Source organism: Streptomyces sp. NPDC031132, assembly GCF_055570595.1.
On the sequence record NZ_JBVIGX010000002.1, the window covers coordinates 164,961 to 190,405 of the forward strand.

Annotated in this window: 23 protein-coding genes and 1 riboswitch; of the genes, 4 read left to right on the forward strand and 19 right to left on the reverse strand. The window is 70.3% G+C overall.

The window, feature by feature from the left end:
- The first annotated feature begins 74 nt into the window (after positions 1-74).
- A complete protein-coding gene (locus tag ACZ49B_RS03785; RefSeq protein WP_468300108.1) occupies positions 75-1,871 on the forward strand; it encodes an AMP-dependent synthetase/ligase in 1,797 nt (598 codons plus the stop codon).
- A gap of 10 nt (positions 1,872-1,881) precedes the next feature.
- Here the strand turns inward: ACZ49B_RS03785 and ACZ49B_RS03790 are convergent, their stop codons facing one another.
- From ACZ49B_RS03790 to ACZ49B_RS03825, 8 genes are all read right to left on the reverse strand, one after another.
- Positions 1,882-3,498, reverse strand: coding sequence for a GMC oxidoreductase (locus tag ACZ49B_RS03790; protein ID WP_468300110.1), 1,617 nt, complete (start codon positions 3,496-3,498; stop codon positions 1,882-1,884).
- 119 nt (positions 3,499-3,617) lie between these two features.
- Positions 3,618-4,388, reverse strand: coding sequence for an SDR family NAD(P)-dependent oxidoreductase (locus ACZ49B_RS03795; RefSeq protein WP_468300112.1), 771 nt, complete (start codon positions 4,386-4,388; stop codon positions 3,618-3,620).
- A gap of 119 nt (positions 4,389-4,507) precedes the next feature.
- The gene (locus ACZ49B_RS03800) at positions 4,508-5,650 is read right to left on the reverse strand and encodes a glycosyltransferase family 4 protein (protein ID WP_468300114.1); all 1,143 of its coding nucleotides are present in this window, start codon (positions 5,648-5,650) and stop codon (positions 4,508-4,510) included.
- 55 nt (positions 5,651-5,705) lie between these two features.
- Positions 5,706-6,827 carry a hypothetical protein gene (locus tag ACZ49B_RS03805; protein WP_468300116.1) on the reverse strand — a complete coding sequence of 374 codons (1,122 nt, stop codon included), beginning with the start codon at positions 6,825-6,827 and terminating at the stop codon, positions 5,706-5,708.
- Positions 6,828-6,875: 48 nt separating this feature from the next.
- A complete protein-coding gene (locus ACZ49B_RS03810; protein WP_468300118.1) occupies positions 6,876-7,919 on the reverse strand; it encodes a C40 family peptidase in 1,044 nt (347 codons plus the stop codon).
- Positions 7,920-8,163: 244 nt separating this feature from the next.
- The gene (locus tag ACZ49B_RS03815; RefSeq protein WP_468300120.1) at positions 8,164-9,192 is read right to left on the reverse strand and encodes a C40 family peptidase; all 1,029 of its coding nucleotides are present in this window, start codon (positions 9,190-9,192) and stop codon (positions 8,164-8,166) included.
- A 253-nt stretch (positions 9,193-9,445) separates the two neighbouring features.
- Positions 9,446-10,810, reverse strand: coding sequence for an NYN domain-containing protein (locus ACZ49B_RS03820; protein ID WP_468300747.1), 1,365 nt, complete (start codon positions 10,808-10,810; stop codon positions 9,446-9,448).
- A 40-nt stretch (positions 10,811-10,850) separates the two neighbouring features.
- Positions 10,851-11,090: a hypothetical protein gene (locus ACZ49B_RS03825; RefSeq protein ID WP_030291802.1), complete on the reverse strand. Its 240-nt coding sequence runs from the start codon at positions 11,088-11,090 to the stop codon at positions 10,851-10,853.
- A gap of 127 nt (positions 11,091-11,217) precedes the next feature.
- Here ACZ49B_RS03825 and ACZ49B_RS03830 point away from each other — a divergent pair, with 127 nt between their 5' ends.
- Both ACZ49B_RS03830 and ACZ49B_RS03835 read left to right on the forward strand, forming a co-directional pair.
- Entirely contained in the window at positions 11,218-11,940 is a 723-nt protein-coding gene (locus tag ACZ49B_RS03830) for a rhomboid family intramembrane serine protease (RefSeq protein WP_468300122.1), read from the forward strand.
- A complete protein-coding gene (locus tag ACZ49B_RS03835) occupies positions 11,937-12,218 on the forward strand; it encodes an Lrp/AsnC family transcriptional regulator (protein ID WP_030013053.1) in 282 nt (93 codons plus the stop codon). The genes ACZ49B_RS03830 and ACZ49B_RS03835 overlap by 4 nt, the downstream gene beginning before the upstream one ends.
- A gap of 61 nt (positions 12,219-12,279) precedes the next feature.
- Here ACZ49B_RS03835 and ACZ49B_RS03840 read toward each other — a convergent pair whose 3' ends face one another.
- From ACZ49B_RS03840 to ctaE, 7 genes are all read right to left on the reverse strand, one after another.
- A complete protein-coding gene (locus ACZ49B_RS03840; RefSeq protein ID WP_468300124.1) occupies positions 12,280-12,864 on the reverse strand; it encodes a ferredoxin family protein in 585 nt (194 codons plus the stop codon).
- A 48-nt stretch (positions 12,865-12,912) separates the two neighbouring features.
- Positions 12,913-14,313, reverse strand: coding sequence for an aminotransferase class V-fold PLP-dependent enzyme (locus ACZ49B_RS03845; RefSeq protein ID WP_468300126.1), 1,401 nt, complete (start codon positions 14,311-14,313; stop codon positions 12,913-12,915).
- 218 nt (positions 14,314-14,531) lie between these two features.
- Positions 14,532-14,648, reverse strand: a riboswitch (SAM riboswitch).
- 110 nt (positions 14,649-14,758) lie between these two features.
- Entirely contained in the window at positions 14,759-15,823 is a 1,065-nt protein-coding gene (gene trpD, locus ACZ49B_RS03850; protein WP_468300128.1) for an anthranilate phosphoribosyltransferase, read from the reverse strand.
- Between the two features lie 166 nt (positions 15,824-15,989).
- Positions 15,990-17,615 (reverse strand): cytochrome bc1 complex cytochrome b subunit, encoded by a 1,626-nt coding sequence (qcrB, locus tag ACZ49B_RS03855; RefSeq protein WP_468300130.1) that lies wholly within the window; start codon positions 17,613-17,615, stop codon positions 15,990-15,992.
- Entirely contained in the window at positions 17,612-18,670 is a 1,059-nt protein-coding gene (qcrA, locus tag ACZ49B_RS03860; protein ID WP_468300132.1) for a cytochrome bc1 complex Rieske iron-sulfur subunit, read from the reverse strand. The genes qcrB and qcrA overlap by 4 nt, the downstream gene beginning before the upstream one ends.
- Complete coding sequence (gene qcrC / locus ACZ49B_RS03865) at positions 18,667-19,476, reverse strand: cytochrome bc1 complex diheme cytochrome c subunit (RefSeq protein WP_468300134.1); 810 nt, start codon at positions 19,474-19,476, stop codon at positions 18,667-18,669. The genes qcrA and qcrC overlap by 4 nt, the downstream gene beginning before the upstream one ends.
- 76 nt (positions 19,477-19,552) lie before the next feature.
- Positions 19,553-20,173, reverse strand: a complete 621-nt coding sequence (ctaE, locus tag ACZ49B_RS03870) for an aa3-type cytochrome oxidase subunit III (protein ID WP_383507996.1) — start codon at positions 20,171-20,173, stop codon at positions 19,553-19,555.
- A 198-nt stretch (positions 20,174-20,371) separates the two neighbouring features.
- Between ctaE and ACZ49B_RS03875 the strand changes: the two genes are divergently transcribed.
- Positions 20,372-20,776, forward strand: a complete 405-nt coding sequence (locus ACZ49B_RS03875) for a DNA-binding transcriptional response regulator (protein WP_266629973.1) — start codon at positions 20,372-20,374, stop codon at positions 20,774-20,776.
- 178 nt (positions 20,777-20,954) lie between these two features.
- Here ACZ49B_RS03875 and ACZ49B_RS03880 read toward each other — a convergent pair whose 3' ends face one another.
- The 4 genes from ACZ49B_RS03880 to ctaC all read right to left on the reverse strand — a co-directional run bounded on the left by ACZ49B_RS03880 (position 20,955) and on the right by ctaC (position 25,415).
- Positions 20,955-22,202, reverse strand: a complete 1,248-nt coding sequence (locus ACZ49B_RS03880; RefSeq protein WP_468300136.1) for a L,D-transpeptidase — start codon at positions 22,200-22,202, stop codon at positions 20,955-20,957.
- Positions 22,203-22,318: 116 nt separating this feature from the next.
- Positions 22,319-22,717: a cytochrome c oxidase subunit 4 gene (locus ACZ49B_RS03885; protein WP_468300138.1), complete on the reverse strand. Its 399-nt coding sequence runs from the start codon at positions 22,715-22,717 to the stop codon at positions 22,319-22,321.
- Positions 22,714-24,444 carry an aa3-type cytochrome oxidase subunit I gene (ctaD, locus tag ACZ49B_RS03890; RefSeq protein ID WP_468300140.1) on the reverse strand — a complete coding sequence of 577 codons (1,731 nt, stop codon included), beginning with the start codon at positions 24,442-24,444 and terminating at the stop codon, positions 22,714-22,716. The genes ACZ49B_RS03885 and ctaD overlap by 4 nt, the downstream gene beginning before the upstream one ends.
- Positions 24,441-25,415: an aa3-type cytochrome oxidase subunit II gene (gene ctaC, locus ACZ49B_RS03895; RefSeq protein ID WP_468300142.1), complete on the reverse strand. Its 975-nt coding sequence runs from the start codon at positions 25,413-25,415 to the stop codon at positions 24,441-24,443. The genes ctaD and ctaC overlap by 4 nt, the downstream gene beginning before the upstream one ends.
- Positions 25,416-25,445 lie beyond the last annotated feature (30 nt).

Consider the following 25,445-nt stretch of genomic DNA (forward strand, 5'->3'; position numbering starts at 1 on the left):
TCCGGAACCCACTACCGGTGGGTAACGTCCGGTCGGTCCACATGGTGGCGATGGCGCCCAGAGGAGCAGCAGTCTTGCGCGAGTTCAGCCTTCCGGCCCTGTACGAGGTCCCGTCGGACGGGAACCTGACGGATCTCATCCGCCGCAATGCCGCTCAGCATCCTGACACCGCCGTCATGGCCCGCAAGGTCGACGGCCAGTGGCAGGACGTGTCCGCGACCGAGTTCCTCGCCGAGGTGCGTGCAGCGGCCAAGGGCCTGATCGCGGCCGGCATCCAGCCCGGCGACCGCGTCGCTCTGATCTCCCGCACCCGCTACGAGTGGGTGCTCTTCGACTTCGCGATCTGGAGCGCGGGCGGCGTCACCGTCCCCGTGTACGAGACCAGCTCGCCCGAGCAGATCCAGTGGATCCTCGGCGACTCCGGCGCGGTCGCCGTGGTCGTGGAGAGCCCGGGGCACAGCGCGGCCGTCGCCTCGCTGCGCGACCGGCTGCCGGAGCTGCGCGAGGTCTGGGAGATCGAGCAGGGCGCACTGGCGACGCTGCAGGCCGCCGGCGCGGACGTGACGGACGACGAGGTCGACCGGCGCAGCTCGCTGGCGAACGCCGACGACCCGGCCACCATCGTCTACACCTCGGGCACCACCGGCCGCCCCAAGGGCTGCGTGCTGACCCACCGCAACTTCTTCGCCGAGTGCGGCAACGTGGTGGAGCGCCTGAGCCCGCTGTTCCGCACCGGCGAGTGCTCCGTGCTGCTCTTCCTGCCGGCCGCGCACGTCTTCGGGCGCCTGGTGGAGGTGGCGGCCGTCCTGGCGCCGATCCGCCTGGGCTGCGTACCGGACATCAAGAACCTCACCGACGAGCTGCAGTCCTTCCGGCCCACGCTGATCCTCGGCGTGCCGCGCGTCTTCGAGAAGGTCTACAACTCGGCGCGCGCCAAGGCCCAGGCCGACGGCAAGGGCAAGATCTTCGACGCGGCCGCCGAGACGGCGATCGCGTACAGCCGTGCGCTGGACACCCCGGGCGGCCCGTCCTTCGGCCTGAAGCTGAAGCACAAGCTGTTCTCCAAGCTGGTCTACAGCAAGCTCCACACGGTCCTCGGCGGGCGCGGCGAGTACGCGATCTCCGGCGGGGCGCCGCTGGGCGAGCGGCTCGGCCACTTCTTCCGCGGCATCGGCTTCACGGTGCTGGAGGGCTACGGCCTGACGGAGTCGTGCGCGGCCACGGCCTTCAACCCGTGGGACCGTACGAAGATCGGTACGGTCGGCCAGCCGCTGCCGGGCTCCGTGGTGCGCATCGCCGACGACGGCGAGGTGCTGCTGCACGGCGAGCACGTGTTCAACGGGTACTGGAAGAACGAGGCGGCGACCGCCGAGGCGCTGACCGACGGCTGGTTCCACACCGGCGACGTCGGCACCCTCGACGAGGACGGCTACCTCGCGATCACCGGGCGCAAGAAGGAGCTCATCGTCACGGCGGGCGGCAAGAACGTCGCGCCCGCGGTGATCGAGGACCGGATCCGGGCGCACGCCCTGGTCGCGGAGTGCATGGTCGTCGGCGACGCGAGGCCGTTCGTGGCCGCGCTGGTCACGATCGACGAGGAGTTCCTCGGCCGCTGGGCCGCGGAGCACGGCAAGCCGGCCGGGGTCACGGCGGCGGAGCTGCGCGAGGACGCGGACCTCGTCGCCGCCGTCCAGAAGGCCGTGGACGACGGCAACGCGGCGGTTTCCAAGGCGGAATCGGTGCGGAAATTCCGCATTCTGCCCTCCCAGTTCACGGAGGAGTCGGGTCACATCACGCCTTCGCTGAAGCTGAAGCGGAATGTGGTGGCGAAGGACTTCGCGGACGAGATCGAGGCCCTGTACCGCGGCTGACGGCGGACGGCTATCGGGGGTCCTCCGCGAGGATCCGCGCCATGTTGCGCTCCGCGAGCGCGGTGATGGTGACGAAGGGGTTCACCCCGAGCGAGCCCGGGATCAGGGAGCTGTCGACGACGTACAGCCCCTGGTAGCCCTTGGCGCGGCCGTAGTCGTCGGTCGCGTCGCCGAGGACGCAGCCGCCGAGCGGGTGGTAGGTGAAGTTGTCGGCGAAGTTCCTGTTGTCGCCGAACAGGTCGTACCGGTAGATCGTGAAATTGGCCCGGTTGATGCGGTCGAAGAGGTTCTTCGTGGCCTGGACCGACGGGGTGTTCTGGTCCCGGCGCCAGTTGAGCCGCGCCGAGTCGGTAGCCGCGTCGTACGTGAAGTGGCCGCGCTCGGGGTTCTTGGTGATGGCCAGGTACATCGAGATCCAGTGCTCGAAGCCCATGGGCAGCGGGGCGATCTCCGCGAACACCGGGTGGGCGGCGTTGTCCCAGTCGTCGATGCCCAGGGCCGGCATGGTGGCCTGGTCGCAGCCGACCGTGTCCCACAGGTGGTTGGCGCGGGCGGTCATGATGTTGCCGTTGTGGCCCCAGCCGAGCCCGACCTTCTCGCTGAGCGCGGGCAGCGTGCCCCGCTCACGGGCGCGGAGCAGGATCTCGGTGGTGCCGAGGCTGCCGGCGCCGAGGAAGAGCTGTTTGCAGCCGAGCTCCCTGACCTGGGTGACCCTTCCCGTCAGATCGCTGGTCTGGACGGTGAGCACGTAGCCCCCGGCCGGGTCCTGGCGTACGCCGACCACGCGCTGCATGGTCTCGATGGTGACGTTGCCGGTGCCGATCGCGGCCGCGAGGTAGGTCTTGTCGACGCTCTTCTTGCCGTGGTTGTTGCCGTAGATGACCTCGCCGGCGAGGGCGGATCGGGTGGCGGTGCCGGCGGCTTCGCGCTGCATGTACGAGAAGTCGTACACGTTGGGCACGAACGTGGTCCGCAGGCCGGTGTTCTGGGCGTGCTTGCGGGAGATCCGGGCGAACCGGTACCACTCCGTGGACTCGAACCAGCCGGGGTCGATGTCGTTGACGCCGAGCATCGCGCGGGCGCGGGGGTAGTACGTGCCGTACATCTCGTCGGCGTCGACCCGGGGCAGCACCTCGGAGAAGTACGAGCGCCGGGGCGTCGGGGCCATCCCGCCGTTGACGAGGGATCCGCCGCCGACGCCGCGGCCGACGTACACGGACATGTCGCCGTGGTTCACGCGGTCGAGGACGCCGGGGTAGGGGCTGATGTCGCGGTTGACGACGTCGAGCCAGAGGAACTGGGCGAGCGGGGCCTCGGTGCGGGTGCGGAACCACATGGACCGCTGGTCGGGGGCGGAGGTGGAGGGGAAGACCTTGCCGTCCGGGCCGGGGGTGTTCCAGAGCCGGCCCATCTCGAGGACGACGGTCCGTACGCCGGCCTGCCCGAGCCGGAGGGCGGCGACGGCCGAGCCGTAGCCCGAGCCCACGACAATGGCGGGGGCGTACTGAGCGGCGGCGGGCTCGGCGGCCGCGGCCGATTGCAGGCCTATGCGGGTGAAGCCGAGGGCGGCGGCGGTCTGGAGGGCGCCGATACCCAGGAAATGACGGCGCGTCAGCTGGGGTGTCATGGCCGCATCATGGGCGGAATCCGGCCGTCCACCCAGAGGCGGTGTTGACAGACTTCTGAGGAACAGTCAGATGTGGCGGAGGATCACCGCGCCGGGTCCGGGGCGGGGTGGAAGCGGCGTCAGACCTGCTCGGTCGGGCGGACGAGCATCTCCGCCACCGCGACCCGCCGCGGCCGCGTGACGATGTAGACGATCGCGTCCGCGATGTCCTGCGCCTGCAGCCGCTCGATGTCCCCGAGCACCTTCGCCAGCGCCTGCTGCACCTCGGGGGCGTTGTGCTCGCGCAGCTCGGTGTCCACGCTGCCGGGCTCGACGAGCGAGACCCGTACGTGCTGCCGCGCCAGCTCCTGGCGCAGCGCCTCGCTGAACGCGACCACGCCGAACTTCGTGGCGCAGTACGCGGCGCCCATGGCCGCGGCCTGGCGGCCCGCCACGGAGGACACGTTGACGATGTCGGAGACCTGCCGGGGGCCGTCCCCGGCAGCGTTCGCCAGATGCGGCACGGCCGCGTGGGTGGTGTGCATCAGGCCGGTGAGGTTGATGTCCACCATGCGCTTCCAGTCGGCGAGGGCCGAGCGCGCGGCCTGGCCCAGGATCATCAGGCCCGCGTTGTTCACCAGGGTGTCCAGCCGCCCGAGCTCGTTGACCGTACGCTCCACCACGCGCGCGGCCTCGGCCTCGTCGGCGATGTCGGCGGGCAGCACCAGGGCCGAGCCGCCGCCGGACTCGATCTGGGCCGCCAGTTCCGTGAGCCGATCCCCGCGCCGTGCGGTGAGCGCGACGGTGGCCCCCCGCCCGGCGAGCGCCAGGGCGGCCGCCTTGCCGATCCCGCTCGAAGCCCCGGTCACCAGGGCCACGGTGCCGCGCAGCACGTCGTCCACGGTCCTCACCACTCCTCGCCGCCGCGCAACCGTCGTGCACGTCCGCAGACATGCCTTCCGCGTCCGGCGGGACATGCACGGCCGGGGCCCCGACGCGCCCTGGTCGGCGTAATCGCGGGCCGGGTCGCTCAGAGCAGCTCGCGCAGGCGGTCGGCCAGGAGGTCCCAGCGCCACTTCTCCTCGACCCAGGCGCGGCCCCGCTCGCCCATGCGGCGGCGCAGCTCCGGGTCCTGCAGCAGCGCGATCACGCGGTCCGCCGCGTCCTCCGGGACGCCGCCGCGGACCACCCAGCCCGTCTCGCCCTCCAGGACCGCGTCCGGCGCCCCGCCCGAGTCGCCCGCGACCACCGGCAGGCCCGTCGCCGAGGCCTCCAGGTAGACGATGCCGAGGCCCTCCACGTCCAGTCCGCCCCGGCGGGTCCGGCACGGCATCGCGAAGACGTCCCCGGCGCCGTAGTGGGCGGGCAGCTCGGCCCACGGGACCGCGCCCGTGAAGACCACCGAGTCCGCGACCCCGGTCGAGACGGCCAGCGCCCGCAGGTCCGCCTCGTACGGCCCCCCGCCGACCACCAGCAGCACGGCGTCCGGCACCGCGGCCAGGATCCGCGGCATCGCCTCGATCAGCGTGTCCTGCCCCTTGCGCGGGACCAGCCGCGAGACGCAGACCACCACGGGCCGGTCCGACAGCCCCAGCCGGGCCCGGACCTCGTCGCCGCCCGACCCGGGGTGGAAGGTCTTCTCGTCCACTCCCGGCGGGAGTTGCACCATCCGCGCCGCCGCCCGGTCCGTCAGCGCCGAGGCGATCCGCGAGCGCGTGTACTCGCCCAGGTAGGTCAGCGTGTCCGTGCCCTCGCCGATCCGGCGCAGCAGCTGCCGCGCCGCCGGGAGCTGCGCCCAGCCCGCCTCGTGCCCGTGGGTGGTCGCCACGATCCGCTTCGCCCCGGCGCGGCGCAGCGCCGGGCCCATCAGCCCCAGCGGGGCCGCCGCCCCGAACCACACCGACTCGCAGCCGTGCTCGCGCAGCAGCCCGACCGCCCGCCGGGTCACGCGCGGGGTGGGCAACAGCATCGTCGTACGATCGCGCACGACCTGGAACGGCTGCTCGGCGTCGAAGGCCGCGGTGGCCTCGCGGCCCTCCGCACCGTGCTTCCAGGTGGAGGCGTAGACGACGATCCGGTCGGGATCCAGCCGCAGCGCCATGTTGTGCAGGAAGGCCTGGATGCCGCCGGGCCGCGGCGGGAAGTCATTGGTCACGATCAGCGTCTTGTGCATCGCCAGCCGACAGTACCGGACGGCCCCGTGCGGCCCCTGCCCGGCCGCGGGCGGGCTACGAAGCGCCCAGCTCCTGGCGGAGGCTCGCCTGCCAGGCCAGCGTCAGGCCCGGCAGATCGCCGCCGATCGTTTCCTCCAGGACCGTCGCCAGGGGCTCGCGGCCCGCCCGTTCGTAGAGGCGGACCAGTGTGGCGTCGCCCCACTTGACCGCGATCAGGCGGCAGGCCAGCCATGCGCCCTCGTACGCGCGGGCCAGTGAATCCGGGTCGGCGCCGAAGGCGAACGCCTCGTCGGCGGGGAGCGCGGGCGGCAGCTCGCCGCGGCGGACCGCCCGGGCCAGGGCCGGCGCGGCCTGCTGCGGGGCGGTGGCGCCGCCGCGGTACGCCGCCCAGTCCGCGAAGCCCTCCGAGAGCCACAGCGGGGTCTTCGCGGTGGTCGCGGCGCGGGTGGCCACGTGGGTGACCTCGTGGGTCAGGACCACGCCGCGGCCCGCCGCGCTGAGCTCCGCCCATCCCTCCGGGTTCACGACGACCCGGTCGGCGGGAGCCGCGGCGGCGCCCACCCGGCCCGTCGTGACGGCTCCCATGCCCCGGTACTCGGCAGCCGGCCGTCCCAGCAGCTGCGCCATCCGCTCCAGGGAGCCGGGCACCAGCACGACCACCCGGCCCGCCCACGGCCGCGGCCAGGCGGCGCTCGCCGCGGGCACCGCCCGGTCCGCCTCCGCCCCGATCTCGGACAGGGTCTGCGGCGACTGGCCGACGCCGAGCACCAGCGCGTGCGCTCCCCGGACCACCTCCACCGGGCCCTGGTCCCACAGCTGCGGCGGAGCGCCCGGCGCCGCCCGGTCCCCGGTGACCCGCCATCCTCCGCCGTCCCGGCTCAGCCGCACCTCGCGCGCCGAACCGGCCGGGGCCGTGTCGTAGCCGGCGAGGCGGTAGTGCAGTTCCGCCCGGGCCGTGGCCTGCGCACCGTCCCGGCGGACCGCGGAGACCTCGTACGCCCATCCCTCCAGCGGGATCCCGGCGAGCTGCGGGGGCGGTGTCCGCGACCAGGCGGCCACGGCCTCCCGGATGTCCCCCTCGGCTGCGTCCCGCACCGCAGGCGCCCCGCACCCCGCGAGCAGCACGCTCAGCAGGAGCGGCAGTGCGCGTACGAGGAGCCGACGGACCGGGGACATCCGACGATCGTACGCACGGCCTGCGTCAGGGAAGGGGCAGGGACCGGGTCAGGGACGGGTCACCGAGGACACCGGCATCATCCCGACCGGGTCGTACCGCACCCGCGCCCCCGGGTACGGGGCGTGCACCACCTGCCCGTTCCCGACGTACATGCCGACGTGGCTGGCGTCCGAGCGGTACGTGACCAGGTCGCCCGGCTGCGCCTGCGAGAGCGGGACCTGGCGGCCCGCGTACCGCTGGGCCTGCGAAGTGCGCGGCAGCGAGACGCCCGCCTGCCGGTACGACCACACCATCAGCCCGGAGCAGTCGAACCCGGAGGGCCCGGTGGAGCCCCAGATGTACGGGCGGCCGACCGCGGCCCGGGCCGCCATCACGGCGGTCGCGGCGCGCCCCGAGGAGGGGCCGAGCGAGTTCAGCTCGGGCAGGCCCTCGGGACGGTCGCCGGCGCGGGAGGCCCGCTCGAAGTCGGCCCGTTCCTGCGAGGGCATGGCGTTGAGGAGCCGGCGCGCCGCGGCGAGCTTGGCGGTGACGGCACGCTTCTGGCGGGCCACGTCGGCGCGTACGGCGTCGAGTTCGGCGAGCTTCAGCGAGGCCTCGTGGCGCTGCTGGCCCAGCCGGCGCTGCTCCTTGCGCAGTTCGTCGAGCTGCCGGGCCTGCCGGTCGGTCAACCGGTCGAGCTGGGAGGCCTTGTCGAGGTACTCGTCCGGGTCCTCGGAGAGCATCAGCTCGACGGCGGGGTCGATGCCGCCGGAGCGGTACTGGGCTCCGGCGAAGGTGCCGAGGACGCCGCGCATGGTGTTGATGCGGTCCTGGCCGCGGGCCAGTGCGTCCTGGGCCCGGTCGATGTCGGTGCGCAGCCGGTCGGCCCGCTCCCCCGCCTGGTTGTAGCGCTCGGTGGCCTGTTCGGCCTCCTCGAAGAGCCGGTCGACCTGGGCGCGGGCGCCGGCCGGGGGTTCCTGCGGATGCGCTGGGGCCGCGCTCGCCGCCCCGCCCGCCAAGGCTGCCGCGGCGGTGGCCGCGGCGGCGGTGAGGACGGTGACCTTGGTGCTCCGGTCGAGTCTGCCGAGCCCGGGCCGGCGATGGGACGCCACGAGGAACCACTCCCTTCCGCTGCGCGGGACCGGGTCCGCCCCCCGTGGACGGTCGTGTGCCGGGCTCCGCGCTGGCAGACAGTAGCCGCGCGGCCACGCAGCGGCCAACGACCCCCGGAGGGCGGACACGACGACGCCCCGCCGGAGACGCAGGTCACCGGCGGGGCGTGTGGTCACAGCGGGGCCGCGGAATTCGCCCGGATGGGCGGTGTGCGGCGCGTCCCGCGAAGGAGACCCGGGAGCGTCAGCCGATGCGGACGCCGAACTGGAACGGCATGTTGCCGATGGCCTCGTACTTGACGCCACCGCGCGGGTTCGAGGCGTGCAGGACCATCCCGTTGCCCGCGTACAGGGCGACGTGGTGCAGGTCCGAGTAGAAGAACACCAGGTCGCCGGGCTGCAGCTGGCTCTTGCCGATGCGCGTGCCGTCGTTGGCCTGGGTGTAGGTGGTGCGCGTGATGCTGACGCCGGCCTGCTTGTAGGCCCACTGGGTCAGCCCCGAGCAGTCGTAGGCGCTCGGGCCGGTCGCGCCGGAGACGTACGCGCTGCCCAGCTTGGTCTTCGCGGCCGCGAGGGCCGCGCCTGCGCGGCCCGAGGCCTTGACGTTGCCGAGGTCGGCGCGGTCGCTGTCGCTGCGGCTGGCGCGGGTGTCCTCGTCCTTGAGCGCCGCGCGCTCCTGCGCGGTCAGGGAGTTGAGGAGGGCCTGGGCCTCGGTGAGCTTGTCCTGCGAGGCCTTCTTCTTCTCGCCGAGCTCCGTGCGGGTGGCGTCGAGGTCCGCGAGCTTGCCGGAGGCCTCCTGGCGCTGCTGCGCGAGCGAGCGCTGCTTGGCCTGGATCTTCTGGACCGTTTCGACCTGCTTGCCGCTCAACTGCTCCAGGGTGGAGGCCTTGTCGAGGTAGGTCTCGGGGTCGCCGGAGAGGAAGAGGGCGACGGACTGGTCCATGCCGCCGGTGCGGTACTGGGCGCTGGCCATCGAACCCAGCGTCGTGCGCAGCTGGTTGAGCTCGTCCTGGCCGCGGGCGACCTGGTCCTGGAGCTGGCCTATCTCCTTCTCGAGCTTCTCCTGGCGCTCCTTGGCCCCGTTGAACTTCTCGGTGGCCTGCTCCGCCTCTTCGTAGAGGGCGTCGACCTTGGCCTTGACCTCGTCCTTGTTCGGCTGGGCCGGAGCGGCGGAGGCGCCGTGTGCGGAGAGGGCGACGGCCGCGGCGGCCGTGGCGGTGAGCACGGTCACACGAGTGCGGGTCGGCTGCTTGGGTCGACGGTGGGACGCCACGAAGGCGAGCTCCTTCTTCCTAGAGCCGCCGAAGGAACGCAACTCGGCGACACCCCCGCCGCCACCCCGAATGGGTGATCTACCGCACGAAGGTTTGAGCAGACCCTAGTGACCCGGCTGTGATCAGTTCAAATCCTGTCGAGAAAAAAATCGCTTGCCGACCAGGTTCTTTACCTACAGCCCACGCTCTGTGCAGGGCACTTGACGGTACGTTCCCTCTCGGCCATGCCAAATCGGGCATTCCGTCGACGAGTTACGAAACGCGCGAAAGCCGCTTCAGCAACAAAGCGGACGTCACCGGCCGGGCGCCGGCCTTCGCCACGCCGTCGGCCACCTCGCGGTCCGTGGAGACCACGACCACCGGCCGGCCGGGGGGCTCCGCGCGCACCAGCTGGCGGATCAGCTCGTCCGCCGTGACCCCGGGCTTGGAGAACAGCACGCGTACCCCGCGCGGCGGCGCGAGCAGCACCGGAGCCGCCAGTTCCGCGCCGTCGAAGACACAGGTCATCTCCGCTCCGGTCTGCGCGGCCAGCATCGACAGCCCGCCCAGGAGCCGCAGCCGCTGCTTCTCCAGCGGCATCGTCGGATAGCCGGTCTTGGTCACGTTGTAGCCGTCGACCACCAGATGGGCCTGGGGCAGCGCCAACAACTGGTCCAGCAGCGCCGGGTCGGTCTCCGACAGGGCCCGCGCCGCGATGTCCTTCGGGGTCATCCGGCCCGGCTCCACCGCATCCACGGTGTCGGCCGGCCGCGTCGACACCGGTGGCAGCGCCAGCTCGCGGCGCAGCCCCTGGGCCGCGTCCAGCACGGTGTCCAGCAGCAGCCGCAGCCGCATGTCCTCGACGCTGCGGCCCTCACGGGTGGCCCGGCGAGAGGTCTCCAGCGCCGCCTCGACCTCCGCGAGGCGGGACTTGAGCCGCCGGGTCTCGCTCTCGGCGGCGGCCACCTGCGCGGCCGCGTCGCCCCGGATCCCGTCGACCTCGGCGGTGACCTTGCGCAGGGCCGCCTCGCCGCGCTTCACGTCGCTCTGGGCGCTGCGCAGCTTGCGCTGAAGCGATTCCGCTTCCTTGCGCACCGCCTCCAGCTCGGCCCGCACCTGCTCCCCGCCCAGGCGCTGCGCGTCCCGTGCGTGGGCCAGTTCCTCGCGCAGGCGGTCCAGTTCGCGCCGGGTCTCCTCGCCGACCCGCTCGGCGTCGGCGCGCTGCGCCTCCTCGCCGGCGGAGGCCACCAGCTTGACCCAGCCGACCGGCCGCAGCACGTACGCGGCGGCCGCCACGTCCAGCGGGTCCGCGGCGGCGGGCGGCGCACCGGACTCCAGCGCACCGGCCAGCTCGGCCTGCGCCTCGCGCAGCTTCTCGGCGACGCGGCCCCGGAAGACGGCGTCCGTCTCCACGGCCGCGGCCATGGCGTTGCCCGCGAACTTCGCGCGCCGGGTCGGGGTGAACCGGGCGTACTGGCGCAGCTGCGCCGGGAGGTCCGCGACCGTCAGTCCGCCGAAGGCGTCCGAGACGAGCGCGACGACCCGGCGCCGCACGCCTTCCGGCAGCGGGCGGTCGAGCACCTCCGCGGCGTCGCCGGCCGCGTCGGCCGGCTCAGCGCCGCTTGCTGGCTCCACAATCCGTCACCCCTACCGTGATCTACCTGTGGGCCCGGCTCCGTCAGGAGTCCGTGCCCGGCCTGTCCACGAGCTCGATCTGGTCCACCGCGTTGCACCACCGGCAGCGGACCGACTCGATGGTCTCATTGACCACCTCGCGCTCCTCGACCTTGGGCTCCCCGGCAAGATCCAGGTGGACGTACTCCACGACCTTCGACGAACGAGTGACGTCGAAACGCGTGAGGTTGCCGCACAGCGTGCAGCGCCACCGGGTGGTGTCGGTCGGCAGGGGAACCGTCATCAGGCCGCTCTCTCCTTCGTAGCTGATTCAATTAAAGCCGCCGTCCGCGTCAATCGGCGGACCGCAGCACGTAACCCTACGGCCTGCCGGTGCTCCGGGTGGGTCCGCTTGGGTCATGCTCAATCGCATGATCGTAAGGTGGCAGGCCCTCCGGGAAGCCGTCCGGGGCCCGGTGGTCGTCCACGCGGTGATCGCCGGCTGCTGCGTGGTGTTCCTGCTCGGTCCGGCCTCGGGGCTGAACCCCTCGTACGGGACGGGCGAGCGGTTACTGGAAGCGGGGACCGCGTACTTCCGACGCTGGGGAGTGGTCCCGGACGAGCTGTTCACCGGGTCGGGGCGGGCGCTGCTGACCCCGCTCACCGCGCTGTTCGTGCACGGCAGCTGGCTTCACCTGCTCGGCAACATGCTCTTCCTCTACGTCTTCGGCGTGATGACGCAGGAGCGGATGGGCCGACCGGAATTCCTGTCCTTCTACGTCTGTACGGGTTACCTCGCCCTGGCGGCGTACGCGGCGGCCAACGCCTCCTCGCCCCAGACCCTGGTGGGCGCATCGGGGGCGATCTCGGCGGTGCTGGGGGCCTTCCTGTGCCTGTTCCCCCGGGCGAGGGTGACGAGCCTGTTCCCGTTCCTCCTCTTCCTCCCGCTGCGCTTCCCGGCCTGGATCGTCCTCCTGTTCTGGTTCGGCCTCCAGTGGCTGGCGGCGCACCGCGCGGGGAGCGGCCCGGGGGTGGCGTACCTGGCCCATGTGGTGGGCTTCTCGCTCGGCTTCGTCTACGCGTGGGTGCGGTATCGGCGTACGACTAGAGTGAGGAGACCAGCGACGGCCACCGAGGGAGACAGCCAGCCGTGATCACCGCGATCGTGCTCATCAAGACCAGCGTGGACCGCATCCCCGAGATCGCCGAGTCGATCGCCGCGCTGGAGAACGTCAGCGAGGTCTACTCCGTCACGGGGACGTACGACCTGATCGCGCTGGTCCGCGTGGCCCGCCACGAGAACCTGGCGGACATCATCCCGGGCCGCATCAGCAAGATCCCGGGCGTGGAGGCGACGGACACCCACGTGGCGTTCCGCACGTACTCCCAGCACGACTTGGAAGCGGCGTTCGCGATCGGCCTCGACGCGTAGCGCCTGGTTCGTCCCGGCTCGCGGATCCCGGCCGCATCAGGCCCTCGGCAGTGGCGCGAGGTCATGTGCCCAGCTCCGGCACGCTCTCCCCCGTCCGTGCCGGGCGGCCTTCGGCCAGCCAGAACAGGTAGTCGCGGAGGTGGTCCGCCAGGTCGCCGTCGATGTGGGCTACGTACGCACGGGCCCCGGCCGCGGCGTCGTTCATCCAGTCGCTCCGGGCCGATGCCCAGGGTCCGCAGCCCGCCCTCACGGCCCACTCGCGCACCCGGGCCCGGTCCCGCCACCAGTCCCGGACCAGCTCCGGGGTCCAGTGGGCGTCGCCGTCGCCGCCGTACGCCCGGAAGGGTTCGCATTCGGCGGCGCAGACCAGGGCGTGGACCTCCGAGGGCGTCCGGGGCTGGTGGTACACGAACTCACTGCCGTACGCGTCCTCGTACATGACGTGGTCGGGCGCGCACTGCCGCCCGGTGAGGCAGGTGTCGGTGTGGGCCGCGTAGAAGGGGCCCGGCACGCTCCGCCAGTCCCGCTGCTCCCAGCCGTCGGGCGCAGGCCCGGACCAGTCGCGGCTCACCCGGTCGCCCCGCCACAGCGGATGCGGCTCGCCCGCCATGGCCCGGGCGGTCGGTATCGGATCCCAGTACGTCATGCGGCGAAGCGTATGCCGGGACGGTGACGACGGACGGAGTCCGGCGTGTCAGGAAATGGGCACGCAGCGGCCCTCTTCGGTGCGGTACTGCCACTTGGCGCCGTCGGCGACGAGTTCCTTGACCGCGCGGACGAAGCGGTCGACGTGCTCGTCGGGCGTGCCCGCGCCGAAGCTGACGCGGATCGCGTTCAGCGAGCGCTCGCCCGGGGCCGCCTCGGGGGCTCCGCATTCGCCCTGGGCCTGCGGCTCGCTGCCCAGCAGGGTGCGGACCAGGGGGTGGGCGCAGAACAGGCCGTCGCGGACGCCGATCCCGTACTCCGCCGACAGCGCGGCCGCGAAGTGCGAGCTGTTCCAGCCGTCCACGACGAAGGAGATGACGCCGACCCGCGGGGCGTCGTCCCCGAAGAGGGAGAGGATCCGAACGGCCGGGACCTCCGCCAGCCCGTCCCGGACCTTGGCGATCAGGTGGTGCTCGCGGGCGACGAGGCTCTCGAAGCCCGCCTCGGTCAGGGCCTTGCAGGCGGAGGCGATCGAGTACACGCCGATGACGTTCGGGGAGCCGGCCTCGTGGCGGGCGGCCGTCGTGTGCCACTCGACGTCGACGCCGCCGTCCGCGCGGCGGGCGACCTTCCGGGAGGCGCCGCCGCCGGCCAGGTACGGCTCCGCCTGCTGCAGCCAGTCCGCGCGGCCGGCCAGCACGCCCGAGCCGAACGGCGCGTAGAGCTTGTGCCCGGAGAAGGCCACCCAGTCCACGTCCAGTTCCTGCACGGAGACGGGGTGGTGCGGGGCCAACTGGGCGGCGTCCAGCACGATCCGCGCGCCGTGGGCGTGCGCGGCCGCGGCGAGCTCCTTCACCGGCCACAGCTCGCCGGTGACGTTGGAGGCGCCGGTGACGCAGACCAGCGCCGGGCCGTAAGGGTCACGGGCGGCCAGCGCCCGCTCGAGGGTCTCGACGGCCTGGGCGGGAGTACGGGGGGCGTTGAGGTACGTGACCTGCGTGTCGGCCCACGGCAGCAGCGAGGCGTGGTGCTCGGTCTCGAAGACGAAGACCTGGCAGCCGGCCGGGAGTACGGCGGCGAGCAGGTTCAGCGAGTCGGTGGTGGACCGGGTGAAGACGACCTGGTCGGCGGGGCGGCAGTCGAGGAACTCGGCGACCGTGGTGCGGCTCTGCTCGAAGAGGTCGGTGGAGAGCTGGGAGAGGTAGCCGGCGCCGCGGTGCACGCTGCCGTAGTAGGGGGCGTACGCGGCGACGTCGTCCCAGACCCGCTGGAGCGCCGGGGCGCTGGCCGCGTAGTCGAGGGCCGCGTAGGTGACCTCGCCACCGGTGACGAGCGGGACGGTGACGTCCCGGCCGAGGACCGGCAGCGGCTCGGCACGGGCGGGGTCGACGGGGGCGGCAACGGGGGCGGTCACGGCGGCGGTGGCGACGGCGTTCGGGTACGTGGACATGGCGGTATCTCCCGGCGGGACAGGCTGAATGGCTTCGGACGGCCCGTACACGGGTGCACGGATGCGCGGACGCGCATGCGGCTGTGGGGTACGGGAGTTGCCTCGACGCACGGACGGCTGGGGGCCGTGCGGAGGGTGAAGAGGGGCGGAGTCGCCCTATCGCATTCGCTTGCTCACGGAAAAAGCTCCTCGAGAGACCAGGACCCCTGGTGTCGAGGGATCCGCGCTTGCCGTAGGCCTTTCTGCCTACGACCTGGTCATCACCCGGGGCACCCCGCCACGGAAGGAGGGTTGCCGGACAGCAAGCCGGGGCCTAAACGCTGTCACTCGTGACCTGGTCAGCATCCTGCCACAAGATCCCTCACGCACAAGACCCCGGTCCGCATCGTGGACCGGGGTCATCGCTTTCACGCCTTTCCGGCGCGGCCGGGCGCCAGGCCGGGTGCTAGGCGTTGCTCGCTCGCACCCAGCGCTCCAGGGCGGCCCGCGCCGCACCCGAGTCGATCGACTCGGCCGCGCGGGTGATACCGGCCGCGATCTGCTCCTCCAGGGTGCCGGTGCCCGGGTCCAGCGCCACGAGGGCGGCGGCCGAGTTCAGCAGGACGGCGTCGCGGACCGGGCCGGTCTCGCCGGCCAGCAGGCGGCGGGCCACGTCCGCGTTGTACGAGGGGTCCCCGCCGGCCAGGGCGGAGACGTCGACCAGGGAGATGCCCACGTCACGCGGGTCGAGGGTGTGCTCGGTGACCTTGCCGTCGCGGACCCACCAGATCCGCGAGGTCGACGCCGTGGTCAGTTCGTCCAGGCCGTCGTCGCCGCGGAAGACCAGCGCGGAGGAGCCCCGCTCGGCGAGGACGCCCGCGACGATCGGGGCCATCCGGGGGTCGGCCACGCCGGAGGCCTGGGCCCGGACCCGGGCCGGGTTGGTCAGCGGGCCGAGGATGTTGAAGGTGGTGCGGATGCCGAGTTCCTTGCGGGCCGCCGCGACGTGCCGCAGCGCCGGGTGGAACTTCACCGCGAAGCAGAAGGTGATGCCGGCCTCGGCGGCGACCTCGACGACCCGCGCCGTGCTGAGGTCGAGGTTGACGCCGAGCTTCTCCAGGACGTCGGAGGAGCCGCTCGCGGAGGACGCGGCCCGGTTTCCGTGCTTGACGACCTTGGCTCCGGTGCCGGCCACCACGATCGACGACATCGTCGAGATGTTCACCGTCTTGGCCCCGTCGCCGCCGGTGCCGACGATGTCCACGGTCCGGCCCGGCACCTCGATCAGGTTGGCGTGCTCGTACATGGAGCGTACGAGGCCGTTGATCTCCGCGACGGTTTCGCCCTTGGCCCGCAGCGCCACCACGAAGCCGGCGATCTGGGCGTCGGTGGCCTCCCCGCGCATGATCCTGTCCATGGCCCAGGCGCTCTCCTCGGCGCGCAGGTCCTGGCCGCTCAGCAGCGCGTCGAGGACGCCCGGCCAGCCACGGGCCGCCACGCTGTCGCCGCCTGCCGGGGTCGCAACGTTCATGGTCCGCTCCTGCTTTTGGTCGGCCACCCGGGTCGGGGCCCACGTCGGATGGGAAGGGCTCCAGCCTATCCAGCCCCGGGGACGGCAAAGAGCCCCGTCCGGACACTGGACGGGGCTCTTGCCGTGGCGACACCAGGACTGACCGAAATCAGTCCCTCAAGCGGGATCAGTGGTGGCCGTGGCCGCTCTGGATCTCCTTGTACTCCTCCACCGTGGGCTTCGGAATCTGGCTGTCCTCCGCGTAGTAGCCCTTGCTGAGCTTCGCGCGGAGCTTCTCCATACGGCCGACCTTGCGCTCGACGCCGTTCTCGTCGACCGTCGGGCCGATCTCGACCGGCTTGTACTGCTCGTGCGAGGTCAGCGTGTGCAGCTGGCCCTGCGTCAGCGGCTCGTGGACCTCGACGAACTCACCGTGCGGCAGGCGCTTGATGATGCCGGTCTCACGACCGTGCAGCACCTTGTCCCGGTCCCGGCGCTGGAGGCCGAGGCAGATCCGCTTGGTGATGACGAAGGCGATGACCGGGCCGACGAAGAAGCCGATACGGGCGAACCAGGTGATGTTGTTGATCGACAGGTGGAAGTACTGCGCGAACATGTCGTTTCCACCGGCGATCAGCAGGATGACGTACCACGTCAGCCAGGCCACACCGAAGGCCGTACGGGTCGGGACGTTGCGCGGGCGGTCCAGGATGTGGTGCTCGCGCTTGTCCCCGGTGACCCAGGACTCGATGAACGGGTAGACCGCGATCGCGGCCAGCACCAGCGGGAAGATCACCAGCGGGATGAACACGCCCAGGACGAGCGTGTGGCCCCAGAGGTTGATCTCCCAGCCGGGCATCGCACGGATGAGGCCCTCGGAGAAGCCCATGTACCAGTCGGGCTGCGCGCCGGTGGACACGTGGTCCGGCCGGTACGGGCCGAGCGCCCAGATCGGGTTGATCGAGGCGATCGCCGCGATGGCCGCGATGACACCGAAGACCAGGAAGAAGAAGCCTCCGGCCTTGGCCATGTAGACCGGCAGCAGCGGCATGCCGACGACGTTGTTGTTCGTCTTGCCGGGACCCGCGAACTGGGTGTGCTTGTGGTAGAAGACCAGGATCAGGTGGGCCACCAGCAGGCCCATCATGATGCCGGGCAGCAGCAGGATGTGGATCGAGTAGAACCGCGCGACGAAGTCGCCGCCGGGGAACTCGCCGCCGAAGAGGAAGAACGACAGGTACGTGCCGACGATCGGCACGGACAGGATCGCGCCCTCCATGAAGCGGACACCGGTGCCCGAGAGCAGGTCGTCCGGCAGGGAGTAACCGGTGAAACCGGTGAACATGCCGAGGACCAGCAGCAGGAAGCCGAAGATCCAGTTGACCTCGCGCGGCTTGCGGAACGCGCCGGTGAAGAACACGCGCATCATGTGCACGAGCATCGCCGCGACGAAGATCAGGGCCGCCCAGTGGTGGATCTGCCGGATCAGCAGACCACCGCGGACGTCGAAGCTGATGTCCAGCGTCGAGGCGAAGGCCTCGGACATCTGGACGCCCTGCATCGGCACGTACGAGCCGTGGTACACGACCTCGTTCATGCTCGGGTGGAAGAACAGCGTCAGGTACACACCCGTGAGGATGATGATGATGAAGCTGTAGAGGCAGATCTCACCCAGCATGAAGGACCAGTGGTCCGGGAAGATCTTGCGCATGTTGGACTTGGCCAGGCTGTAGATGCCCAGGCGGCCGTCCGCCCAGTCGGCTACCCGCTCGCCGGCCGGCGCTTTGCGCTTCGAATCGGTGGCAGTGCTCATCCGCGCTCCCAGAATGCAGGGCCGACGGGCACTTCGAAGTCGCCGAGCGCCTCGAGGAAGCCTTCGCCGTTCACGCCGATCCGCAGCTGCGGAAGCGCGTGGCCGGCCGGGCCGAAGATGACACGGGCGCCGTCGGAGAGGTCGAAAGTGGACTGGTGGCACGGGCAGAGCACGTGGTGCGTCTGCTGCTCGTACAGGCTGATCGGGCAGCCGACGTGGGTGCAGATCTTCGAGTAGGCCACGATGCCCTCGTGGGACCACTCGAGTTCCTGCTTGTCCTTGATGTCCTCCGGCTTGATCCGGACGATCATCAGGGCTGCCTTGGCGATCTGCGTCTGGAAGTCGTGCTGCTCCTCCTCCAGGCCCTCGGGCCGGGCGAAGGTCAGCGAACCGACCTGGACGTCCTCGGGACGCAGCGGCTCATTCGTGTTGTCGTTGATGAGCAGCTTGCCCTTGGCCCACACCGTGTGGCGCAGCTTGTCCTCGGGCAGCGGGCCCAGGTCACGCATGATCATGACGGCGGACAGCGGCAGCATGGCCAGCGCGCCCAGCATCGTGTTGCGGATCAGCGGACGGCGGGCGATGCCGGACTCGTTCGCACCGTCGGCGAAGTCCGACAGGACCTTCGCCTTGACCTCCGGCGGCGCCGCGATCTCGTGGCGCTCGTCGGCGACCTCCACGTCGGACATCAGGGTGCGGGCCCAGTGGACCGCCCCCGCGCCGATGCAGAAGAGGGCCGTGCCCAGGGTCATACCGAGCGCGAAGTTCAGCGCGCTCACCTTCCCGATGGGGAAGATGTAGACGATCTTGTCGACCGGGAAGGTCACGTACGAGGCGATGAAGCCGATCGTGGCCAGCATCGACAGCGTGAACAGCATCGCCACGGTGCGCTCGGAGCGCTTCGCGGCCCGCTCGTCGATGTCCTGGATACGGGGCTTGTGGACCGGCAGGCCCGGGTCGGCGAACGGATCGTCCGCGACTGCTACGCCACCGTGGTGCGCGTCGCCCTGCTCGCTCGGCAGGTGCTTCTCTTCGGGAATCTCTTGGCTACTCATGACTTCTTGGCCTTAGCGGTGTGGGCCGCGACCCAGACGGCGACAGCGATCAGCGCACCCAGGCCGAAGATCCAGCCGAACAGACCCTCGGAGACGGGGCCGAGGCCACCGAGCTTCAGGCCGCCAGGGCTGACCGACTTCTCGCCGTTCACGTGCTGGAGGTACGCGATGATGTCCTTCTTCTCCTTCGTCGGCATGGTGCTGTCCGGGAAGGAGGGCATGTTCTGCGGGCCGGTGAGCATGGCCTCGTAGATGTGCTTCGGCTCGACGCCCTCGAGGTTCGGGGCGTACTTGCCGTTCGTCAGCGCGCCGCCTTCGCCGGTGAAGTTGTGGCACTGCGCGCAGTTGTTGCGGAAGAGCTCACCACCCCTGGCGATGTCGGCGCCCGCCGGGTCGTACTGCTTCTCGGTCGGCACGATCGGGCCGGCGCCGAGGGAGGCGATGTAGGCGGCGAGCTGGTCGATCTGCGCCTGGTCGTAGACGACCGGCTTCTTCGGCACCTGCACGCCGGGCTGCTGGGCGGGCATGCGGCCCGTGCTCACCTGGAAGTCGACGGCCGCGGAGCCGACGCCGACCAGGCTGGGGCCGTCAGTGGAACCCTGACCGCCGGTTCCGTGGCAGCTTGCGCAACCCACGGCGTAGAGCTTCTTGCCCTCCTCGATGGCGAGGGACTGGGCGGTTTCATCGGCCTGCGCCTTGCCCGCGGGAGCAAAGGCGGCGTACAGCCCCCCAGTGGCCGCCAGCGCGAGGAGTAGAACGACGACCGCCGCCAGCGGATGGCGTCGTCGTGCGGAGAGCTTTTTCACGGATTACCCCGGTGTCAGGATCTTCTGCGTCGGTGTTTCTGGATGGAGTGCCGGGTCTGGCCCGGTGACGTGTTCGCTACTTGATCAGGTAGATCGTCGCGAAGAGGCCGATCCAGACGACATCGACGAAGTGCCAGTAGTAGGACACGACGATGGCCGACGTGGCCTGTTCGTGGGTGAACCTCTTGGCCGCGTACGTCCGGCCGAGGACCAGCAGGAAGGCGATGAGACCGCCCGTCACGTGCAGACCGTGGAACCCGGTGGTCAGGTAGAACACGGAGCCGTACGGACCGGACGAGAGGCTCATGCCCTCGTGCTTGACCAGCTCGGTGTACTCGAACACCTGGCCGCCAATGAAGATCGCACCCATGACGAAAGTGATCATGAACCACGACCGGAGCTTCTTCACGTCACCGCGCTCTGCGGCGAATACGCCGAGCTGGCAGGTGAGGGAGGAAAGCACCAGGATCGTCGTGTTCGTCGCCGAGAAGGGCAGATTCAAGGCCGAAGCCTGCTCTGTCCAGTACTCGGCACCTGTCACGGATCGCAGGGTGAAGTACATCGCGAAGAGGGCCGCGAAGAACATCAGCTCGGAACTCAACCAGATGATGGTTCCGACGCTGACGAGGTTCGGCCGGTTGACCGTCGGGTGCGCGTGCCCGGTATCTACTGTCGTTGCTGTCGCCACGACCGACATTATGTCGGTCGCTTATCCCGCCCTCACCCCGGGGGGTGCCGTTCGGAGTGTCAGGGGCGTGTGCAAGGCCCGAACGGCCCATCAGATCGGCCCGGGGCGTTCATCGGCGAGGCTGTCCGAACCGATGTTGACACCGGGTCGGACGGAGTAGCATCCCGCGCAACATCAACGTTGTTCACGGCACCGTGGAGGAACGAAATGCGGTCGACTGCACGGGTTCTGGTCTACAGCGACGACGCGAGCACCCGGGAGCAGGTGCGGCTGGCGGCCGGGCGCAGGCCGGCCGCGGACCTGCCGCCGGTCGAGTTCGTGGAATGCGCCACCCTCCCGGCCGTCCTGAGCGAGTTGGACGCGGGCGGGATCGACGTGTGCGTGCTGGACGGCGAGGCGGTTCCGGCCGGCGGCATGGGCGTGTGCCGGCAGATCAAGGACGAGATCTTCCGGTGCCCGCCGGTACTGCTGCTGATGGGGCGTCCGCAGGACGCCTGGCTGGCCACCTGGAGCCGTGCGGACGCGGCGGTGACCCTCCCGGTCGACCCCGTGGAGTTCGCGGACGCCCTGGCGGGCCTCCTGCGCCCCCGCCTGGCCTCCAACTCCGCCTGACCCACCCCTCCCCCCTGCGCCCTACCCCGCCGCCGCTGACGGCACCGGTTGGCTGAGCCGAAGGAGCCGCGTCGGCGAAGGAGGGCGAGCGCCCGGAGGAATCCGCGAGGAACGAGCGGATTCCGAGGACGCACGCCCTCCTGGAGCCGACAAAGGCGGCCCCGGAGGCGAAGCCGACCTAAACGGTCGGCCGCAGGCGGGCCTTGTCGATCGGGCTGCGCCCTTCCTGGGTGCCCTTGAGGAGGGCGCTGCCGTCGCGCCACTCCTTCCAGTCCAGGTTCCAGTCGCCGAAGCCGTTGCCGAACGGCTCCATGTCATCACCGATACTGTTGATCACCCGGACGATGTCGCCCTCGGTGATGTTCTCGTAGAACCAGGCGGCGTTGCCCGTGCTCATGCCGGTGCAGCCGTGGCTGACGTTCTCGTAGCCCTGCGAGCCCACGGACCACGGCGCGGCGTGCACGTATTCACCACTCCAGGTGACGCGGGTCGCGTAGTAGACGGGCAGGTTGTAGTACTCGCTGCCGCCGATGCCGACGGTGTCGCCGCGCATCTGGACGAAGTACTGCTTGCCGAGCACCACCTTGACCCCGTTGCGGGTGGAGAAGCCGGGCTTTCCGGTGGTCACCGGAATGGTGTTGATCACTTCTCCGTTGCGCTCGAACGTGAGGTAGTGCGAGGACGCGTCGGTGGTGACCTCGACCCGGTCCCCGATCTCCAGCTGCAGCGGCTTGGTGGCGGCCCCGTGGAACTCGTCGGAGATCTTGATGCCCTCCAGATTGCTCCGTACGGAGACGGCGGAGTGGGCGGGCCAGTATTCCTTCGGGCGGAAGTGCAGGTGCTTGTCGTCCACCCAGTGCCAGGCGCCCTCGACGCCCGGCGGCGTGTCGACGACCAGGCCCCGTTCCACGATCGCTCGGGCGGCCTTGTCCGTGATGGGCTCGTTGAGTTCGGCCGTGATGGGCTGTCCGACGCCGTACTTGCCCTCGTCCGGCCCGAATTCGACCTTCAGGACCTGCTTGGCCGGAGTCGTCTTGAACGTCAGCCTGCGCTGCCCCGGAGCCCCGCGCTCGTCCTCGGTGTTCACCAGGACCGTGTATTGGGCGCCGGCGGCCATCGGGGCGGTGCTGTGCCAGCGGTCGCCCTTGGCGCTCAGCTCGCCCGCGAGGCGGCGGCCCTGGGCGTCCACGGCGGACACGTCGGTGATCCGGTTGCCGCCGGTGCCCTTGGCGGTGATCTCCAGGGGCTTCTCGGGGTCCAGGGGACGGCCGCCCGGGGGCTGGTTGAAGACGACCTTGTCGCCCGCGTCGTACGGGCGGGCTGACAGCGGGTTGTCTCCGGGCCCGCAGGCGGTGGCGCCGGCCCCCAGGGACGCGACCAGCACGGAGCAGCTGAGAACCGTCCAAAGACGCGGTGAGTGCTTCATGGAGCCCACGCTATGAAGGTATGACCATTGCTGCGCGCGGGGTGACTGCAAACGAGGGGCCCGGACTCCTCCATTGGAGGTGTCCGGGCCCCAGGTCTTGTCTCGGTGCTGCGGTCCTACTGGTTCTGGTTCTCACCGCGGTAGTACTCGTACACCCAGCCCCACAGGCCGATCAGGATGATCGGGGCCGAGAAGTACATGAGCCACCAGCCGAAGATGACGCCGCTGAAGGCGAAGGCGCCACCGATCGCCAGCGAGAGCGGCTGCCAGCTGTGCGGGGAGAAGAACCCCAGCTCGCCCGCCTCGTCGGCGACGTCGGCCTCCAGGTTGTCCTGGGCCATCTCGTCCACGCGCTTGGCCGTGAAGGCCAGGTAGTAGCCGATCATGACGCTCAGGCCGAAGGCCAGGAAGAGCGCGGTGGTACCGACGGGCTCCTTCGACCACACGCCGTACACGACGGCCATGATCAGGATGAAGAAGGAGAGCCAGAGGAACATCTTGCCCTGGATCTTCACTTGCCGGCCTCCTTGCCACCGGTGACGGCCTTGGTGGCGACGCTGTGGTCCTCGAGGTGGTCGAGGGCCGCGATCTCAGGGTGGTGCAGGTCGAACGCCGGGGATTCGGAACGGATCCGCGGCAGGGTGAGGAAGTTGTGCCGCGGCGGCGGGCAGGACGTCGCCCACTCGAGCGAACGGCCGTAGCCCCACGGGTCGTCGACCTCGATCTTCTTGCCGTACTTCGCCGTCTTCCAGACGTTGTACATGAACGGCAGCATCGACATGCCCAGCAGGAACGAGCTGATCGTCGAGATCGTGTTCAGGGCGGTGAAGCCGTCGGCCGCGAGGTAGTCCGCGTAACGGCGCGGCATGCCCTCGGCGCCCAGCCAGTGCTGCACCAGGAACGTGCCGTGGAAGCCGATGAACAGCGTCCAGAAGGTGATCTTGCCGAGGCGCTCGTCCAGCATCTTGCCCGTGAACTTCGGCCACCAGAAGTGGAAGCCGGCGAACATCGCGAACACCACGGTGCCGAAGACGACGTAGTGGAAGTGCGCGACGACGAAGTACGAGTCGGAGACGTGGAAGTCCATCGGGGGCGAGGCCAGGATGACGCCGGTCAGACCACCGAAGGTGAAGGTGACCAGGAAGCCGATCGTCCAGAGCATCGGGGTCTCGAAGGACAGCGAGCCCTTCCACATGGTGCCGATCCAGTTGAAGAACTTCACACCGGTCGGGACCGCGATCAGGAAGGTCATGAAGGAGAAGAACGGCAGCAGTACACCGCCGGTGACGTACATGTGGTGGGCCCACACGGTCACCGAGAGGCCGGCGATCGCGATCGTCGCACCGATCAGACCGATGTAACCGAACATCGGCTTGCGGGAGAAGACCGGGATGATCTCGGAGACGATTCCGAAGAACGGCAACGCGATGATGTACACCTCTGGGTGTCCGAAGAACCAGAAGAGGTGTTGCCAGAGCAACGCTCCGCCGTTCGAGGCGTCGAATACGTGCGCACCGAACTTACGGTCGGCCTCCAGCGCGAAGAGCGCGGCGGCGAGCACCGGGAAGGCGAGCAGGACCAGGACACCGGTCAGCAGGACGTTCCAGGTGAAGATCGGCATGCGGAACATCGTCATGCCGGGGGCACGCATGCAGATGATCGTGGTGATGAAGTTGACCGAGCCGAGGATCGTGCCGAAGCCGGAGAAGGCCAGACCCATGATCCACATGTCGGCGCCGATGCCCGGCGAGCGGACCGCGTCCGACAGCGGGGAGTAGGCGAACCAGCCGAAGTCGGCGGCGCCGTTCGGCGTCACGAAGCCGGCCACCGCGATGGTCGAGCCGAAGAGGTACAGCCAGTACGCGAACATGTTCAGCCGCGGGAACGCCACGTCGGGCGCGCCGATCTGCAGCGGCATGATCCAGTTCGCGAAGCCCGCGAAGAGCGGGGTGGCGAACATCAGCAGCATGATCGTGCCATGCATGGTGAACGCCTGGTTGAACTGCTCGTTCGACATGATCTGCGTGCCCGGACGGGCCAGCTCGGCGCGCATGGCGAGCGCCAGCAGACCGCCGATGATGAAGAACACGAACGACGTGACCAGGTACATCGTGCCGATGGTCTTGTGGTCGGTAGTGGTCATCCACTTCACGACGACATTGCCCGGCTGCTTGCGCCGCACCGGCAGCTCGTTTTCATACGAGTCGGCGGCGGCACCCTGAGATTCGTTGAGGATGCTCACAGTTTGTTCGTCTCCGCATTCCGGGCCGGGTCAGTCTGCTTGATGCCGGCCGGGAGGAAGCCGGTCTGCCCCTTCTCGGCCAGTTCCTTGAGGTGCGCCCGGTAGGCCTCGGGCGAGACGACCTTGACGTTGAAGAGCATCCGGGAGTGGTCGACGCCGCAGAGCTCGGCGCACTTGCCCACGAAGGTGCCCTCCTGGGACGGGGTGACCTCGAAGACGTTGGTGTGGCCCGGGATGACGTCCTGCTTGAACAGGAAGGGGACCACCCAGAAGGAGTGGATGACGTCGTTCGACGACAGGATGAAGCGGACCTTCTCGCCCTTGGGGAGCCAGAGGGTCGGCCCCGGGTTGCCCGTGTCCGGGTTCCGGTCGCCGGGAACGCCCTTCTCGTAGACGCCTTCGGCGCCCGCGGGGAATTCCTTGGTGAAGCGGTCCGGGATGTTGGCGAGTTCCTTGGGAACCTCGCCCGCCTTCGGGGTCACCGCATCGCCGTCGACGTTCTCGACGTAGTTGAAGCCCCAGCTCCACTGGAAGCCGATCACGTTGATCGTGTGCGCCGGCTTCGGGGTGAGCGCGAGCAGCTTCGACTCGTCACGTGCGGTGAAGTAGAAGAGCACCGAGACGATGATGAGCGGGACCACGGTGTACAGCGCCTCGATGGGCATGTTGTACCGGGTCTGCGGGGGGACCTCCACCTTCGTCCGGCTGCGCCGGTGGAAGATGACGCTCCAGATGATCAGGCCCCAGACCAGGATGCCCGTGATGAGAGCGGCTGCCCACGACCCCTGCCACAGGGACAGGATGCGAGGCGCCTCCTCCGTGACCGGATAGGGCATTCCGAGCCGGGGGAAGTCTTGCCAGTTGTACGAGCAACCAGTGGCGGTCGCCAGGACCGCGCCCGCAGTCAGCGCCTGCAGCAGCTTCCGCCGCATCGGGCGCCGCGGCGAGCGGTCGGAGCCGTAGGGACTCACGTAGCGCCTTCCCGAGAGTCTCGGCCCGCG